Here is a 16609-nt window from a genome sequence, read left to right as displayed (position 1 = left end):
GCCGCGGACTCAGGTCACGGCGGTGCGGTTGGGTCCGCTGGAGGGCAGCTCGATCCCGTTACCCCGCCTTGACTTCTCCCACTTCCTCCCAGGTCGGCTCCGTGTCGACCACTACGGGCGCCGAACACCGATGCGCAACTCAGGTGGCCGGCGTCCTCCCGGCAACGGCCGTCATACCGCGACGATGCGGTTGATCAGCAGCAAGGCAGCTCGCGGCGGTGGCGACTCGACTCGCGGCCGAGGGCGCGGGGTTTCCGGACTGCGAGCCGGAACCCTTGCCCTGAGCACGGACAGGTGCTCGGCAGGCGCGGCCACCGCGCAGGCCTCCGGGATGCCTCATCCGGCAGGACGCGCGCCGATGACCGAGCAGACCGTGGCGTTGCGATAGCCGAGCCGGACCTGTTCGGGCAGGACACGAACCGTGAAGTCCGCGGGGAGCGGGGGGACCGAAAGCCCCGGAGCGTCCCCGTAGGGCTCGAAGCCGCAGCGGCGCAGCCGGTCGATCCAGGTAGCGGCCGCCTCGTGCCGTTCGTAACGCTGGTCGTCGGTGCGCGAACCGACGATGTTCATGACCTCGCGGGCGAAGAACGTCTTCATGTGGTCCTTCTCCTGCCGGGTGGCGGGCGCGGCCTCGATGGCGCGGAGGATGGTGCCGAAGAACCGCCATGAGTTGAAGAACCGCTGTGGGAAGGGCACCTCGTGGTGGTCGGTGTCGAACTCGTTCAGCACCACCCCGCACGGGTCCAGCATGCGCAACCGCTGGAAGAACTCGTCCCGGGCGTCGTGGCCGGGACTCGGGTCCTGCATGTGGTGGAGCGCCAAAGAAGCGTTGACCACCAACGGGACGTCGATGCGGGACAGGCTCATCCAGTCGTCGTCATCGAGGTCCTCGGCCACCTTCGCCACCGGGAGGAAGTCCAGATCGACACCGTGCTCGTCCGCCGCCTTCCGCAGAATGCGTTCGGCTGTGGCCAGGCTCTCGCGGTCGGGGTCGACACCGATGACCGTGCAGTGGCTCAACTCCGGGTTTCCGGCCGCGAGAGCGTGCAGCAGAGCGCTCTCCTGGTGGCCGTGCCCGATGCCGACCGACATCAGGGCGAAGTCGGCCGCGCCGCCCACCTGGTCGGCGAGCAGCTCGTTGACGACCCGGGTCGTGTCCATGAACGGCAGGTAGGTGGTGAGCAGGTAGTACAGATCGATCTGCGGCTGGTCGTAGGTCTGTGTGTACAGGTTGGTCTCCGAGGGGCTGCCGTGCTCCTCGACGCGGTTGACCAGTGCGGCGCGGTAGAGCTCGTACGCCGCGTCCTGCGGCCGCACCTCGGGCCCGATCAGCCTCCGCACCGCCTCGAGCGCGGGACGGGCCTGCGCGGGACGGCCGGCGTGGATGTGGGCGACGGCGTCGCACAGCAGGGCGAACTTCTCCATCGGGCAGCAGCCTCCTCGGGATGAACGGAACTTCTCGGTGTTGCGGAGCGCCGCCGGAGGCTGAGTGACCGGTCCGGCCGCACATCCAGTCCTTCGACGGGATCACTGTCATCACCTCGGCACCCGCGCTCGTGTGCCGGGGGTGGGCTGCGGGCGAGGTGCTCCGGCTGCCCGCCGCGCGTGGAGGTCCGCTGTCAGGTCGCGGGCTCGGACGTCTTCTTCGGCGCGTCCTCGTCGCCTTCCGCACCGGCCGCGAGGGCGGCTGGGGTCTCCAGTGCTCGTTTGAGGTCACCGAGGAAGGCCATCGCGTCGCGGCCGTTGACCACGCGGTGGTCGTAGACCAGACCCAGGTACGCGAACCGGCGGGCTTGTGGCCTGCCCCGCTCGTCGAGGACGAGCTGTTCGTCGATGCCGCCCAGGGAGAGCGCGCAGGTCTGGCCGGGGAAGACGATGGGGGTCGCGAAGACCACGCCGTCGGTGGTGTGCGGTGAGATCAGGATGTTGGCCCCGGTGAGCTCGTCGGCCCGGAAGGTGCCGCGGACAGCTTTGTCGCGGAATCCCGTTATGAGGTCGGCGATCCGGGTGACGCTCAGCGCGGCGGCGTTGTGCACGACCGGGGTGTAGAGGCCCTGTCCGGCGTCCACGGCCACCGCGACGTGTGCGCAGGGGGCGGGCCGGATGGTGCCGTCGTCGAGGAGCCGGGTGAACAGGCTCGGGTGCGCCGGGAGCTGCTCTGCCACCGACTTGATGAGGAGGCCGAGCAGGGAGACGACGCTGCCGGTGCGCCGGCGCAGCCGGCGGGCGAGGTCCTGCGCCTGGCCGACGTCGACCTTGGCGTAGGCGGCGGCGGCCGGGATGGTGCGCATCGACTCGGTGACCACGGCGCCCACCGTCCGCTGCTGCGCCGACAGGTGCCGGTCGGTGGGGGCACCGGCTTGCGCGGGGAGTGGCAGCAGCGCTTCGATGTCGGCTGCACGGATCAGGGTGCGGCCCAGTCCGCGCAGGTCGTCGTCTGTCAGGCCGTGCTGGTCCGCGAGGGCGCGCGCCGCCTTGGTGAGCGTCAGACCGGCATCGGATGCCGGCTCCGGCCGTGCGGTGGGCTCGACGGCCGGTGCCGAGAGGTGGGCATGGCGTTCGTCCGCCGAGGCGAAGAGGTGGGCGACGGTCTGGCCGGGGCTGCAGTCGGCGCCGCCTGCGACGAGGGTGTGCAGGATGCCGTCGGCGGTGCTGTCGATCTCTTCCTGCGCCTTGGAGGTTTCGACCACCACCAGCGGCTGCCCTTTCTCGACGCGTGCGCCGTGCTCGGCGAGCCATTCGACCAGGACGTAGCTGGCGTCGTTGGTGTTGAGGGTGGGCAGCTTGACGCTGATCACTGCGAAGCCTCCGTGAGAGCGCGGCGGAGTGCGGTCGCCTGGAGCAGGACGGTGTGCTCCAGGTGGGCGGCGGTGGGGATGACGCTCGGTTGGGCACTGAGCAGCAGTACGGGGCGCACCAGCCGTCGCCAAAGGTGTTCATGCAGCTGCCGGGCGAGCATTTCGCCCCAGGTTCCGCCTGCCGCGCTGTCCTCTGCGACACAGATGCGGCGGGCGCGGGACACCGTCTCGAGCAGCGGTTCGACGGTGAACGGGTAGAGCCGGGAGGGCACCAGCAGTTCGCAGGTGACCTCCTCCTCCACCAGGAGGGTGCGCATGGCGGCGACGGCTCGCTCGGTCAGGCCGCCGGGGGCCAGGATGATCCAGTCCGGGTCGCCGCAGTCCACGGGGAACACGCGCGCGGTCCGGCTCGGGTCGTCGAGCAGCTCGTACCGGAAGAGGTCGTCGACGACCCCGCCCCGGTGCATGGTGCGGGTGTAGAGCGTCTTGTCCTCGAACAGCATGCACGGCTGCTCGCGGGAGAGCACGGCGGTGAGGACGTCCGCGTTGTCGTGAAACGGCGACATCTCGTGCAGGCTGAGCGCCGGGATGCCGATGAAGTGCTTCTGCAGGCTCTGGCTGTGGGTCGGCCCGTAACCCCGGTTGCCGCCGGTGGGGCAGCGGACCACCATGCTCATCGGAACGGTGCGGCCGTACATCGACACGGACTTGCTGGCGAAGTTCAGGAGTTGGTCGAAGGCGAGGGCGGCGAAGTCGGAGAACATCATCTCCACGACCGGGTGGTTGCCGGTCAGGGCGAGGCCGGCGGCGACGCCCACGATGCCGCCCTCGCTGATCGGCGAGGAGATCACCCGGTCCGGGTGGCGGTCCGACAGGCCGCGGGTGGCCTTGAAGGCGCCGCCGTACGGGTCGGCGATGTCCTCGCCGATGACGTAGGCGTGGGAGTCGTTGTCGAGCAGCGTGTGCAGGGCCCGGTTGAGGTTGCCGATCACCCGCTCCGGCCTGGTCACAGGTGCTCCCAGCGGGACGCGGGGCGGGCCTGGACCTCGCGCACGACCTCGGCGATCGCCAGCCGCTGGCGCCGGTCCGCCACGGCGAACTGCTCCGGGTGCTGCTCCTCGTACCGGCGGTACCAGTCGTGCGCAGCCGCCCGCCGCATCGCCTCGGCGGGGCGGGAGTCGTCACCCTTGCTGTGCGGGCCCACGCGGTTCGTGCTGAACTCCACCACCCAGGGCTGGGGCCGGGTCCGGATGTCGGCGATCACGCCCGACAACTCGCGGCGCACCTCAGCGACGTCATGAGAGGTGACGTGGTGGTGCCGGATGCCGAAGGCCGCCGCGCGCGCCTGAATGGTGCCGGCCATCTGCAGTTCGGTCGGGGTGGACTGAGCGATCTTGTTGTTCTCGACCACGACCAGCAGGGGCAGCCGCCACAACTGGGCCATGTTGAGCGCCTCGTACACCGCGCCTTCGCCCCACGTGCCGTCGCCGATGTGCACCACCGCGATCCGTCCGGGCTCCGCCCGTCGCAGGTGCAGGGCGACACCCGCGGCCACCGGCAGGCTTTCGCCCTGCACGCCGGTGGACAGGTAGCGGTCGCGGTAGATGTGCTGGCTGCCGCCCACCCCGTGGCACACGGCGCCCTCGCGCCCCATGATCTCCGCCAGCAGGCCGTGCGGGTCGCGAAAGCGGGCCAGGTAGTGGCCGTGCCCGCGGTGGTTGCTGAAGACGTGGTCGTACTCGTCCAGCAGTGCGTAGAGCGCGACGGGGATGTACTCCTGCCCTAGGCAGGTGTGGGTGGTGCCGTGCAGCAGACCCTGCGAGAACAGCTCCAGCAAGGCCAGTTCGAAGTGGCGGATCATCAGCAGGGTGTCGAGGTCCTCGGCCGATAGCTCCGACAGGGGCTCCGCGCCCGTCCGGGGTGGGGGTGCCGTGGCCTCCGTCGCAGTGGTGCTACTGGCGATGAGCTGAGGTGCAGCGCCGGCCACGTCGTCTCCTCAGGGAATTCCGACCACCTGGGCTCACCAGGCGTGGTCACTTGCTTTAATTTCGGGAGCGAGGTCACGGGGACGCCCACTGCGGTTCAACGAAACCGCAGCATTCGCGATAAAGTGGAGCAACCTCGGTTGTGGCCCATTTCGGGATATGAGAGCGGGCCTTTCTCTTCGAAGTCTGGCACGTCGGCCTGTCCCCGCAGAAACCGTCATTCCAAGGCCTGGGACAGGTCGGTAGCCGCGGCAAGCCCTGTATCACATCCACGCCACGATGAAAAGATGACACCGTCTCCACAACGCGCCGACAGGTGTACCCGAAAGATGCTTCTCAGGCTCAGAATCTCGTGTTGGCGTCCACGTGCCGACCTCTCGGAGAGTCGAGATGAGCGTTTCCCGCCCGAGAACGACGTGGATTTCCCGCTCAGGCTCCGACGGAGCTGATCTCCGGCACCGATCGCCGCCGCTGCCCGAACCGCCAGGATCATCGGCCCGAAGGTGACGCGGCGTGGGAGAACACTTCACCGCCGATCAGCGGCGTGCTGTGATGCACGCCGTCGGCGGCGCCGGCGTTCCCTTCCAGCCGAGCAGTCGGGATCCACCACGCCCATCAGCGAGCAGCGCACCCGGCCTCCACTCGGCAACCTCGCCAGGACCCTGCGGATCACCGTTCGCCGCGTCGACGCGGAGCTCCGCCTCGCGACCGATCCCCGGGCTGCCGCGGCGGCTCCCCCGTCGAGCACCGAACTCCTCAGGCAGGTGGAGCCGCCTCCGGTGTCCGCCCGGCTGTTCGCCGTCGTCACCGCGGCGGCAGCGGGAGGTTCTTCGCACAACGCCATGCCGGTGTCGGTGATGTCGGCGTTGTGGTGGGCCGGTGCGGACACGCGCACGAGCGGAGCGGCTGTCCGGTTGCCGTTGTGCTACCTGCGTTCTCCTGACATCGCGGAGGACCTCCGCCGGGGTCCTCGAAGAGACGGCGGTCGATCTCGGTCCGAGGTCGGGCGCTCACAGCAACGCCTACGCGCGCGAGGCGTTCATGGCGGCGCGGACATGCGCGTCTTCGGACTGGTCGCGGTGGCGCGACTTCGGGAGGCTGTACGGGTTGCCGGCTGATCAGGCCGCCGCGAACTCCGCCGGCGACGAGCGAACACCACCGCTGTTGCTCGCCGACGCCTGCAAGGTCGCGAGCACGCACGTCAGGCACCACATGATTCGACTCGGCGAGGAGGCCGGCCGGAACGCCGCCGCCAGGACGGTGCTCCGGGACCTCTCCAGCACCCCTGGCGCCGTGCAGCTGTACGACCGCGAGATCCACGCGGTGAGCACCCTGACGGGTCTGTGCGAGCCGAACCCGTGCCGCTTGTTCCTGCGTTCCCGGCTGGACGGACTGCTGCGACGCTCGCTCGTGCGTCCGCGCGAAATGGTGGGTTCGCCCGCCCCGCAACGCCCGGTTGCACCTTGGTTTCCAGCGCGGTACCCGTACCAGCCGTCAACTCCACCCGAGAATTCCTGCCCGTTCGCTTCGGCGAGTTTCCCGATCGGACACTGGCAATGACGCCGTCGACCGGTTCTTCACCAATCCGTTCCGCCAGGCTAAATGAGGCTCGTATTCGCGACGATCCGTGATGCACAGTGTCGAAGCGCTGCTTCGACCGCCCTGGGAGGTCCGCTGTGTTCGCCGGTCACCACAGCGCCTTCGCCGAGCGGGGTGCCGCGTCCTTCTGCGCCGCGGGCGTACTCTCACGTCTTTTCGTCGGAATCCACCCGCTCGGCTTGCTCCTTGTGCTGGCCCTGCCCACCGGACAGTTCGGGGAAGCCGCGCTGGTGAACGGCTGCTGGACGATCGGGAACGCGTTGGGCAAATCCCGCCGCCGGGATGATCGCCGCAAGCCTCCGGCCTGATCACCGGGTGGTCGCGCAGGACGCGCTCGGCGAACCGCCTGTCGGCCTGGAAGGGCTCGTCGTTCTGGTGGGGGCGTGACGGCTCCTCGGCAGCCTGCGCACCCGGGGAGCCGGGGTGCGCAGGCACATCACCGGACACGGCGCGCATGCGGTGGGACGACTTCCTACGAGCGTCAGGGCGCCGCGCCGGCCACCGCGGTGTCGAGGTCGGCGGATGCCATGCGCTCCAGGGTCTTCCCCGCGTCGATCGTCAAAGCGATCTCGGTGCTGAGCGGCACCACGTCGCGACGGCGCTGAGAGCGCGGTGCACCGCGGTCGGCGCGGAGTGCGGTGACCGCTGTGGCGATGTCGTCCGCGAGCCGGCGGGCGAGGACGTCGGAGAGGTCGTTGCGGCAGACGATCCTCGCGACGGTGACGTCGGCTTGGCCGGACGGGAGTGCGTAGGTCGGCACGAGCCAGCCGCGCTGGCGGAGGCGGTCGGCGAGATCGGTGACGCTGAATCCGGCGTGGTCGTGGGTCGTGAACGCGACCACGGGCAGGTGGTCCGCGGAGGAGATCACCCGCAACTCGGGGAACTGGCCGAGATGGGCGGCCAGTGACCGGGCGAGGTCGCGGCAGCGTTGCATGACAGCCCGGTAGCCCTCCGCGCCCAGGCGGAGGAACTGGTAGTACTGCGCGACGACCGGCGCGACGGGCCGGGTGAACGAGAGGGTTTGGGTGGACATGCGGCCACCGGTGTAGTCGGTCGAGAACCCGAGTTCGGCGGGTACCACGCTCGGGTCGCGCCACACGATCCACCCCAGCCCCGGAGCGACGAGGCCGTACTTGTGCCCGGAGGTGTTGATCGAGCTCACCCTGGGCAGCCGGAAGTCCCAGACCAGTGCGGGGTCGAGGAACGGCGCCACCATCCCGCCGGAGGCCGCGTCGACGTGCACCGGTACGTCGACGCCGTCGCGGGCGTACCGCCGGTCCAGCGCGGCGCACACCTGCTGCACCGGTTCGTAGAAGCCGTCGTAGGTGGTGCCGAGCACGGTCACCACGCCGATGGTGTCGCTGTCGCACATCTCGGCCGCGGTCTGCGGGTCGATGCCGGAACCGCCTTCCCGCACCGGGATCTGCCTCGCCTCGACGTCCCAGTAAGCGCAGAACTTGGCCCAGCAGACGTGCACGGCGGTGCTCATGACCAGGTTGGGCCGCCCGCCGGAGCCGCTGGTGCGGGAGCGCCACAGCATCAGCATCGCCAGGCCGGCGAGCATGCACGCCTCGCTGGAACCACCGGTCGACGTGCCGACCGCGCTGTCCGGGTCGGGGGCGTGCCACAGGTCGGCGAGCGCCGCGACGCACCGCTGCGCCAAGTCGGCCGTGTGCAACGGCTGCACGCCGTCGACGGTGTTGTTGTAGAGGAAATCAGCCATCAGCCGTTCGGCTTCCGGTTCCATCCCGGTGGTGATGAACGTCGCCAGGTTCAGCTGCGGTCGCACGTCCGGGCGCAGCTCGTCCTGCACCGCCCGGTACGCAGCGCCCGCCGCCGTCGACTCCTGCGGCAGCCGCCAGCCCGTGGAATTCCCCTGCTGCTCAAACATCACACACCCCACATGAAGATCGAAGGAACATCAGCCGGCCGCCTTCTCGAAGCCCTTCGGCAGCGGCACGGGAACGGTCGGGGAAAGCAGGTTCTCGGCGCGCAGGTCGGACCAGACGCGGGCGGGCACCTCGCCGGCGGCCATCGCGACGTTCTCGCTGACCTCCGCCGCCGACCGGGCACCGACCACGACCGCCCGCACCGCCGGGTGCCCGAACGGGAAGTGCAGCGCCGCCCGCGGAAGCGGCACGCCGTGCCGCCGGCAGATCCCGGCGATCCTGCGGGCGCGCTCGACCAGCGCGGCCGGTGCCGTCGTGTAGTCGTGCGTGGCGTCGGCCGGGACGTCGTGGCGGGCCAGCAGCCCGGAGTTGAAGACACCGGCCGCCACGACGGAGACGTCCCGTTCCGCGCACAGCGAGAGGAAGTCCGCGGTCGCGGCGTGCTCCAGCACCGTGTACCGGCCGGCCAGCATGACGTGGTCCAGGGGATGCCCCAGCACGAACCGCTCCGCCACCTCCCACCGGTTCACGCCCACGCCGATCCCGCGGATCACGCCCTGGGCCCTCAGCTCCGCCAAGGCCGGCAACGCCTCGCGCAGGACCTGCTCACCGTGGTCGTCCGGGTCGTGGACGTAGACGAGGTCGACCCGGTCCAGGCCGAGCCGGGTCAGCGATGCCTCCAGCGAGCGGCGCACCCCGTCCGCGCTGAAGTCCCACACCCGCCGGTGGGTCGCGGGCACGGCGAAGCCCTCCGCCAAGTCGTCGCCTCCGCCGCCGCAGGGTTCCAGCAGCCTGCCGACCTTGGTCGAGATGACGAACTCCGACCGGGGCCGGTCCGCGAGCGCCGCGCCGAGCCGCCGTTCCGACAGGCCGAGGCCGTAGTGCGGAGCGGTGTCGAAGTACCGCACGCCGGCCTGCCACGCGGCGTCGACGGTGGCACGGGCGTCCACATCGGACACCGGGCGGTACAGGTTCCCCAGCGCGGACCCGCCGAGGCCGAGGCCGTCGATCACGGCAGCTCCCACACGAACTTCGCGTCCGAACGGCCCGAGTCGTAGTCGAGCGGGGCGTCGAGGAACTCGTCCATCCTCTTCTGCCACGGGACGTCCGCCGGGTGCCCGTGCATCTGTTCCATCATGGCCGCGTAGTCGTCCACCTCGACGACGTGGAACAGGTCGAGACCGCTGCGCCAGATCCGCCACGACCGCACCCCCGCCGCGCGCAGCGCCGCGTCGAGGTCGTCGGGAATCCGGGCGTGCGCGGCCTCGTAAGCGGCTTCCTTGCCCGGCTTGAGCCTGGTGTGCAGGGCGACTGTCTCCATCGTGCCGGTGCCTTCCGATCGGGTTGCTGGGGACGCGGTTCAGGGTGCGGGGGTGGACGCGGCGGCGCGTTCGGCGCACTTGCGTTCCACCAGCGGTTTGAGGAACGCGAGCCCGGTCCGCGCGTCGTGGTCGGGGTCGATCCCGCGGCGGTGGAACCCCGTCTCGGCCGTGAGGTAGCCGTCGAAACCCGTGTCGAGCAGGGCGTCGACCAGGCCCTCCCAGTCCTCGTCCCCGAGACCGGCGGGCAACCGCGTCTGCGTTCCCCTGGTGTCAGCGATGTGGATCTCGTGCAGGTCCGCGCCCATCAGGTGGACCTGGTCGGTGAGCGACTCCCGCCGGTAGCGGACGTGGCTGCAGTCGAACATCACCTTCACGTTCGGCCGAGCGATGTCCTCCATCAGCTCCATGGCGTCCTCGCCGCTCTCGCACAGGTTCGAGTTCTCCGCGAGCGGTTCGACCACCACCGTGAGGCCGTACTGCGCCGCGTCGTCGGCGACCCGGGCCAGGCATTCGCGCGACCACGCCCAGGCTTGCCGCCGCCGGGTGCCGAACACGACCCAGCCGGGCAGGTAGACCACCGCTCCGGCGCCCCACTCCGCGCACAGTTCGTTGATCGCCCGGTAGTGCTCCACGGTCGCTTCGCGTTCCTCGGCCGAGGGAGAGCTCGGGTTGTAGCCGGGTCCCCCGGTGGGTGCCGGGCCGATGCCCGAGACCTCGATGCCGTGGTCGTCGAGCAGGCTGCGCACCTCGCGCCGCCTGGCGGGGCTCAGGTACGGCGGATAGGCGTGCGGTGCGGCGGCCCCGATCTCGATGCCGTCGAAGCCGATCCGCGCCAGCCGCTTGACGGTCTCGTCCAACGTGTACGCGGGGACCCAGCTGCCGAAGCTGGAGTAGGACCAGGTGTGGTAGCCGAACTTGATCGCCATGAGCTTCCGCCTCTCGAGGGGTCAGCGTTCGAAGAGCTCTCGGAGGTGCCCTCCGAGGAAGACGCCGTCCGGGTCCCAGGCCCCGCGCAGCTCCTGGAACCGGTCCCACCCCGGGTAGCGCGCGGCCAGCTCCCGGCCCGTCCTGAAGTGGACCTTGGCCCAGTGCGGGCGGCCGTCGAAGTCCCACAGCACCGAGTCCACGGCACGAAGCGGTGCGACCCACCCCTCGGGGTCCCGCGCCGACACGGGGTGCGTCACTCCGATGTGGCAGGTGAGGGCCTGCCTGCTCGGGCTGAGCCAGGCGGTGTCCGCAGCGGTGAAGCGGACGTCCACCGGTGCGCAGACGCGCAACCCTCCTCGGCGCACTTCTCGGACCAGGGCGCGGATGGCGTCGGCCGCCCGGTCGAACGAGACGCTGTACTCGGTGCCCTGCACGGGCGGTGGGAGGTGGTGCAGGAGTGCGTCGTCGCACCGCATGACCTGCGCACCGCCCCGGCCGGCGGCCACGGCGGCCGCGTGGTGCGCGGCGCCCGCCACCCGCGCAGGCCAGGAGTTGTTGCACAGCGCCGAAAGCAGCGCGCCGGGCGGTCCCGGTGGCGGGGTCGGGGCCTCGTCCGTCGGCGCGGCTTCCCAGACGATCGCCTGGGAAGTGTGCGGGTACCACCAGAAGCCGCCGAAGTGGACCCCGCGGAACTCGTCGAGGTTCGCCAGCACCTCCGCCAGCGGCCTGCGCAGGACGACCTTGCGCAGCCGGTGGCCGGGCACGACGGCGAAGGTCAGGTCCAGGACCACGCCGAGGCATCCCAGGTGCGTGCGGACGCCGTCGAGCTCCGGGTCGTCCCGCGTGATCGTGCGCACCCGGCCGTCCGCGGTGAGGATGCGCGCCGCCACCACGTGGCTGGAGAGCGTGCCGTGCCGGGGACTGCTCCCGTGGGTGGCCGTGGCCACGACGCCGGCGACGGTCTGCTCGTCGATCGCGCTCTGGTTCGGCAGCGCGAAGCCCGCCGCGGCGAGCTCCCGGTTCAGCTCGCGCATCGTCGTGCCCGCCCTCACCGTGACCGTCATCGCCGCCGGGTCGACGGCGACGACGCCGCGGTGGTGGCGCAGGTCGACCAGCGTCCGGCCGGTCGGTGCGACGAGGTTCGCGTAGGAGTGCCCCGATCCCACAACGCCGATGCCGCGTGCGCGTGCGGTGTCGTCGAGCACGATGTCGCGCAGCTGGTCCACGGTGCCGGGAGCGAGGAGGCGGTCCGCGATGCCGCGGACCGCCCCGCTCCAGTTGGACCACGCCGTGCGCCGGCGTTCCCCGGTGGTGATCTCCGGTCCTGGTGTCGACCGCGGTGCGTCGGCCATCTCTACCTCGTGGTCAGCCGCTCGGCGAACTCGTCCGTCGTCATCCGCTCCGCCTGCCGCGACTCGAAGTACCACTCGGTGAGCCGCTTGAGGCCGGTGTGGAACGGCACCTCGGGTGTCCAGCCGAGCCGCTCGAACGCCGTGGCCGCGGACGCGACCCGGTTGTAGGGGCCGGTCGGCTTGTCCGGCAGCGGCTTGATCTCCGTGTCGGACTGGCCGGTGAACCCGAGGATCATCCTGGCCGCTTCCTTGACCTGGATCGGCTCCTCGGTGCCGAGGTTGATCGCGCTGCCGTCGTGGACGCGCTCTCCGGCGAGGACCAGACCGCGCACGATGTCCGTGACGTAGGTCCAGTTGCGGATCTGCGTCCCGTCGCCCCAGACCTCGAAGGGCTTCTGCCGGATGAACGCCCGGCCCACCATGGCGGTCAGGGCGTGGCTCTCCGGGCAGCGCTCGCCGTAGACCGTGAACAGGCGGCACGACACCGACGGGAACCCGAGCTCGCTGTGGAGCGCGGCGAGCCGCTGCTCCGTCATCAGCTTGGCCCAGCCGTAGATCCCGTCCGCGTGGAAGGGCGGACCCACCTGGGGTTCGGTGAGCCGCACCTCCTCGTTCACGTCGGCCTGGAGGTCGACCGGGTAGACGCAGCCGGAGGAGGCGAAGACGAAGTTCTCCACTCCCGCGTCGACCGCCGCCTGCGAGACCACGCCGTCCAGGACGAAGTTGCGCGAGCACGCGGCCTGGTGCAGCTCGATGAACCCCCGTCCCCCGTGGATCGCGGCGAGGTGGAAGACGACGTCGATGCCGCGCATCACCTCGGCGGCGAGCCGCGGGTCGCAGAGGTCGCCCTCCACGAACTCCCAGGAGGACTCCGGAACGGCGCTGAGGTTCTCCAGGCGTCCCGAGCTGAGGTCGTCGGCCACGCGCACCCTGGCACCGGCACCGACGAGGTGTTCCACCAGGTGCGATCCGATGAACGAGCAGCCACCGGTGACCAGCACTCGTTTACCGCGCCAGAATTCCTGCTGGGGCATGAGGGGTTCCATTCGTGAGATCGGGCTGTCGTGCATTTCTTCGCAGCTGCCGATGAAGTTCTCGACCGGCATCCGCCCGTCGGATGAGGGGAGTGTGTGACAGCCCGTCGTCGATCAGCCAGAACCCGTACCAGCGCTCGGGATGGAATGCAGGCCGTGCCTCGTGGAACGCGGCTCATCCCACCGAACGGGACAAGAGGTGGTCCGGCGCGGAACAGGTCCATACCTTCTGGCGGAACGCGATCACCGGAAGGCGGAAGACGATGCCTGGACCGCTCAACCCCGTGCAGTCGGACGCACTGCCCACCGCACCCGCGCTCGACTGGAGTGACGGTCGAGGCGCGGGCGGACACGCCTGGGTACCGGAGGAGCTGTACCGCGAGATCCTGGAACGGATGCCCGTCGTCTGCGTCGACACGCTCGTCGTCCGGGCCGGCGAGGCGTTGCTCACCCGGCGCACCCAGGAACCCCAGGCGGGTTCCCTGTGGTTGCAGGGCGGCCGCATGCGCAAGGGCGAGCAGCTCGCCGAGGCCGCGGTGCGCACGGCAGGGCAGGAGTCCGGGCTGAGCTTGACCCTGTGCGGTGTGCTGGGGACCTTCTCCACCGTCTTCGAGGCGTCCGCACACGGCGACTCCCCCACCCACACCGTCAACGTCACCTTCCTCGCCCACGTCGAGGACGATGCCCGGCCGCGGGTCGACACCACGCACGACGACTTCGACTGGTGGCCGCTGACGGAGCCCACCGGGAACGCCTACCTCGACCAGCTCTTCGTGCTGGCGGTGAAGCAACTGGGCGTCGCCGGGCGGAGTTGAATTCACTCATATCGCGCTCCGGTGAATGCGCGAGATGTTCCAGGACCGACCATGGGAGATTTCGCCGGCCGACCCAACGGTTGGAACGGGAACTTTCTGCTCTGTCACGACGTCATCAGCTTCGATCCGCTCCTCCGCCCGTTGACGGGCGCGTCGAAATGGAGTCCTCGGTGTTCGCGGTGCATGTCGTTCCTGATGATCTCGGCCGGTTCGCTGGATCGAGCAACGGGTTCGGTGCGGAGGTGGCGCAGGGCGCGCTCACCGTCCTCCACGCGGTGGCGGGCTCCTCCTCGACGTCACCTCGCTGCTGTTCCGGGCGCTCTGCCTCGACGGGCGCCATGAGGACGCGCGTGAAGCGTTGAGCGAGTCCATAGCCAGGACGTGCGCTTCGGCGCCGGAGTTCTCCGCCCAGCTGCGCCTCGCGCTCCGCGTCACCGGCCGCGCTGGTGGCGGAGGACCCGAGCAACCGGGGCGAAGACCTGACGACGTCCCGCGAGGCCGCGCTGGCCGCGTTGTCCGCAGGCGCGGTGTCGTTCATGCGGGACCCGCAGCGGATGATCGTCGCCATCAACTCGCTGATCAGGACCAACGAACTCGAACTGGCCCTGCGGTACTCCAGCGAGGCAAGCCTGGTCGCCGCGGACTCCTCGAACGACGAGGTCGCCCGGAAGTCGTCCGTGTCCCGGCGGGCCGTCGAGTTCCACCTCACCCGCGTCTACCGCAAGTTCGGGATCCAGCGGCGCACGCAGCTGGCGGCGATGCTCTACACGACCGGCAGCGGCAGGTGGGGAACGGCTTGCGTCACGCCGGGCCCGCTACGAGGTGCGCCGCGATGCTCCGCAGCTCCGCGCAGGTCTCCTCGAACTCCCGCTCCGGCCGCGAGGACGCCACGACCGCGGCGCCCGCGCGCAACCACCGCTGGCCCTTCCTCTCGTACACCGCGTGCAGGACCAGGCCGGCGTCCAGGAAGCCGTCGTCCGACGCGAACAGCACGGCACCCGAGTAGACGCCCCGCGGCGAGGATTCCGACCGGGAGGTGAACTCACACGCTGCTTCCCTCGGCGCACCCGAGACCGTCATGCCGGGGAACAGCGACTCCAAGGCGTCCCAGGAGGTCTTGCCCTCGGCCAGCCGACCGCACAGCCGCGAAGCCAGGTCGTCGACACCTCCCCGGGCCATGACCGCCATCAGTTCTTCCACCACCACCGAACCCGGTTCGCAGACCTCGTTCAAGCCGGCGAACGCGTGCTCGACGGCGATCGCGTGCTCGTCCGCCTCGTCCGGGTCCGGCACCAGCTCGTTCGCACGTTCGAGCGCACGGTTCCCCAGCCGCAGTCGTGTCGACACCTTGCCGTCCGGCGCGGCCTCGAGCACCGTCTGCGTGCAGAAGCCCGTCGCCGTCAGGCCTCCGATCGACAGCAGGAACGACCGCTCCGGTGCGGTGGCCGCGCGTCCGGCCAGGTACGTCTCGACGAAGTCGACGGGCTCGTCCACGGGCACGCTGCGGGACAGGGTCACCCTGTGCAGTCCGGTCGACCGGATCTCCTCCACCGCCTCCAGCACCGCGTCGCGGTACCGGACGCTGCCCGCGTCCAGGTCCACCTGCACGATCGCGCGCCCCGAAGCGGGCATGTCCTCGACCGGTGCCGTGCGCAGGTGTTCGAGCAGTGCGCCGAGCCGCGGGTCGCCGCCCCGCACGACACTTGCCCTTCCGCTCTCGATGCGCACCTCCACCTCGGGCGCCACGAGGTGCACGACCTCCGAGTCGCCGGCGAGGTCCGAGCGGTCGTTCAGGACGTGCACGGCTTCGAACGCGATCCAGCCGCACACCGTCCACTCGCGCAAGGACAACCGCTCCAGCGCCGCACGTGCCGCGCGCACGGGCCCGCCCACGACCGGCCACGACTCCTCCACCGAGTCACGCCGGACCCGCACGCGGGTCGCGTTCACCACGATCTCCACGCGCACGCCCCAGGCGACCGTCCAGACGTCACCGTGCTCGTAGACGAAGTACGTGTCGAAGAACCCGGTGCGGATCAGCGCGGCGGCGAGCTCGGCGGACGACCTCGGGGAGGGTTGCGTGAGAACGGCCATTACCAGCTCCTCGGATGTCGCGGCGGAATCGCGACTTCGGCGATCGGTCTTCCAGTTCTCACCGGACCACCGTCTTTCACAGCTCCACGGTGATCCCTCGTCCCGCCAAAGCTGAAATTGGCCCCAAACGAACTTATTCACCGCGAATCCACCCGGTCAACCAGCCGTACCAACCGATGGGACCTCCCGGACGTCCGCCGCGAAGCATCCTCAGAGGACCGCAGGTTCACTCTTTCGCGTGCGGCTTTGTGGAACTTCGTTGCTACACAACGCGACGCTCTCAATACGGCGTGCTGGAACCCGCAGGCGAAAGAAGAAAACCGTGATCACCAACCAGAACACCGCCTTGGACACCCCCGCGACCGTGCCGCCCGCGCGAGACCCACACCCCTCGCGACGTACCGCTGCCACGAAGGTGTTGTCCGTGCTCCAGGCTTTCGGCTCGTGCGACGGCGCGGCGTCGCTCACCCGCCACGCCGACCTCCCGAAGTCCACGGTCCACGGCATGGTCGGCTTCCCGCGGGCCGAGGAACTCGTCGAAATGATCGACAACAGGTTCTTCCTCACCACCAAGATCATCGAGTTGTCGACCGCCGTTCCCCTGGAGATCTCCGACCACACCCGCGAACGACTGCTGCCGGTCCTCGCGGACCTCTACGAGTCCACTCGCGACGCCGTCCAGCTGTCCGTCCTGTGCGGCACCACGGCTCGCGTCGTCGAACGCCTGCACTGCACCGCGCCGGGAAGGTTCTCCTGGCGGGCATCCCCGGTCTACTCCCCGTTCTGTGCGCCCA

Annotated in this window: 13 protein-coding genes and 2 pseudogenes; 4 read left to right on the top strand and 11 right to left on the bottom strand. The window is 70.1% G+C overall.

Features of this window, described 5'->3' with window-relative positions; genetic code table 11:
• Window positions 1–336: 336 nt before the first annotated feature.
• The 4 genes from L6E10_RS35550 to L6E10_RS35535 all read right to left on the bottom strand — a co-directional run bounded on the left by L6E10_RS35550 (window position 337) and on the right by L6E10_RS35535 (window position 4659).
• Entirely contained in the window at window positions 337–1425 is a 1089-nt protein-coding gene (locus tag L6E10_RS35550) for a GRAS family protein (protein WP_236224552.1), read from the bottom strand.
• A 194-nt stretch (window positions 1426–1619) separates the two neighbouring features.
• On the bottom strand, window positions 1620–2798 hold the full coding sequence (locus L6E10_RS35545) for a 2-oxo acid dehydrogenase subunit E2 (protein WP_236224551.1): 1179 nt from the start codon (window positions 2796–2798) through the stop codon (window positions 1620–1622).
• Window positions 2795–3808, bottom strand: coding sequence for an alpha-ketoacid dehydrogenase subunit beta (locus L6E10_RS35540; protein ID WP_236224550.1), 1014 nt, complete (start codon window positions 3806–3808; stop codon window positions 2795–2797). Before L6E10_RS35540 ends, L6E10_RS35545 begins: the two co-directional genes overlap by 4 nt.
• Window positions 3805–4659, bottom strand: a complete 855-nt coding sequence (locus tag L6E10_RS35535) for a thiamine pyrophosphate-dependent dehydrogenase E1 component subunit alpha (protein ID WP_236224549.1) — start codon at window positions 4657–4659, stop codon at window positions 3805–3807. Before L6E10_RS35535 ends, L6E10_RS35540 begins: the two co-directional genes overlap by 4 nt.
• Before the next feature lie 1800 nt (window positions 4660–6459).
• On the opposite strand from L6E10_RS35535, the gene L6E10_RS35530 reads away from it, so the two are divergent.
• A complete protein-coding gene (locus L6E10_RS35530) occupies window positions 6460–6690 on the top strand; it encodes a hypothetical protein (RefSeq protein WP_236224548.1) in 231 nt (76 codons plus the stop codon).
• Between the two features lie 173 nt (window positions 6691–6863).
• On the opposite strand, the gene L6E10_RS35525 is transcribed toward L6E10_RS35530, so the two are convergent.
• The 6 genes from L6E10_RS35525 to L6E10_RS35500 are packed head-to-tail and all read right to left on the bottom strand — an operon-like array spanning window position 6864 to window position 12906.
• Window positions 6864–8273: a glutamate decarboxylase gene (locus L6E10_RS35525; protein ID WP_236224547.1), complete on the bottom strand. Its 1410-nt coding sequence runs from the start codon at window positions 8271–8273 to the stop codon at window positions 6864–6866.
• A gap of 30 nt (window positions 8274–8303) precedes the next feature.
• On the bottom strand, window positions 8304–9284 hold the full coding sequence (locus L6E10_RS35520; RefSeq protein ID WP_236224546.1) for an aldo/keto reductase: 981 nt from the start codon (window positions 9282–9284) through the stop codon (window positions 8304–8306).
• Window positions 9281–9592 (bottom strand): L-rhamnose mutarotase, encoded by a 312-nt coding sequence (locus tag L6E10_RS35515; protein WP_236224545.1) that lies wholly within the window; start codon window positions 9590–9592, stop codon window positions 9281–9283. Before L6E10_RS35515 ends, L6E10_RS35520 begins: the two co-directional genes overlap by 4 nt.
• A 39-nt stretch (window positions 9593–9631) precedes the next feature.
• Window positions 9632–10519, bottom strand: a complete 888-nt coding sequence (locus tag L6E10_RS35510; protein ID WP_236224544.1) for a sugar phosphate isomerase/epimerase — start codon at window positions 10517–10519, stop codon at window positions 9632–9634.
• A gap of 21 nt (window positions 10520–10540) precedes the next feature.
• Window positions 10541–11872, bottom strand: a complete 1332-nt coding sequence (locus L6E10_RS35505) for a D-arabinono-1,4-lactone oxidase (RefSeq protein WP_236224543.1) — start codon at window positions 11870–11872, stop codon at window positions 10541–10543.
• Between the two features lie 2 nt (window positions 11873–11874).
• On the bottom strand, window positions 11875–12906 hold the full coding sequence (locus L6E10_RS35500) for an NAD-dependent epimerase/dehydratase family protein (RefSeq protein ID WP_236224542.1): 1032 nt from the start codon (window positions 12904–12906) through the stop codon (window positions 11875–11877).
• Window positions 12907–13169: 263 nt separating this feature from the next.
• On the opposite strand from L6E10_RS35500, the gene L6E10_RS35495 reads away from it, so the two are divergent.
• Together L6E10_RS35495 and L6E10_RS41320 are read left to right on the top strand one after the other, a co-directional pair.
• On the top strand, window positions 13170–13721 hold the full coding sequence (locus tag L6E10_RS35495; RefSeq protein ID WP_236224541.1) for an NUDIX domain-containing protein: 552 nt from the start codon (window positions 13170–13172) through the stop codon (window positions 13719–13721).
• Between the two features lie 536 nt (window positions 13722–14257).
• Window positions 14258–14422, top strand: a pseudogene (locus tag L6E10_RS41320) (hypothetical protein); the annotation flags it as partial.
• A gap of 100 nt (window positions 14423–14522) precedes the next feature.
• Here L6E10_RS41320 and L6E10_RS35485 read toward each other — a convergent pair.
• Window positions 14523–15815, bottom strand: a complete 1293-nt coding sequence (locus tag L6E10_RS35485; protein ID WP_236224539.1) for a salicylate synthase — start codon at window positions 15813–15815, stop codon at window positions 14523–14525.
• Between the two features lie 424 nt (window positions 15816–16239).
• Here L6E10_RS35485 and L6E10_RS35480 point away from each other — a divergent pair.
• A pseudogene (locus L6E10_RS35480) lies at window positions 16240–16609 on the top strand (hypothetical protein); the annotation flags it as partial.

Origin of the sequence: Lentzea sp. CC55 (assembly GCF_021056325.1) — a bacterium.
Taxonomy (GTDB): Bacteria; Actinomycetota; Actinomycetes; order Mycobacteriales; family Pseudonocardiaceae; genus Lentzea; species Lentzea jiangxiensis.
The sequence above is the reverse complement of the archived record's forward strand: the minus strand, read 5'-3'. Positions and strand labels throughout refer to the sequence as shown.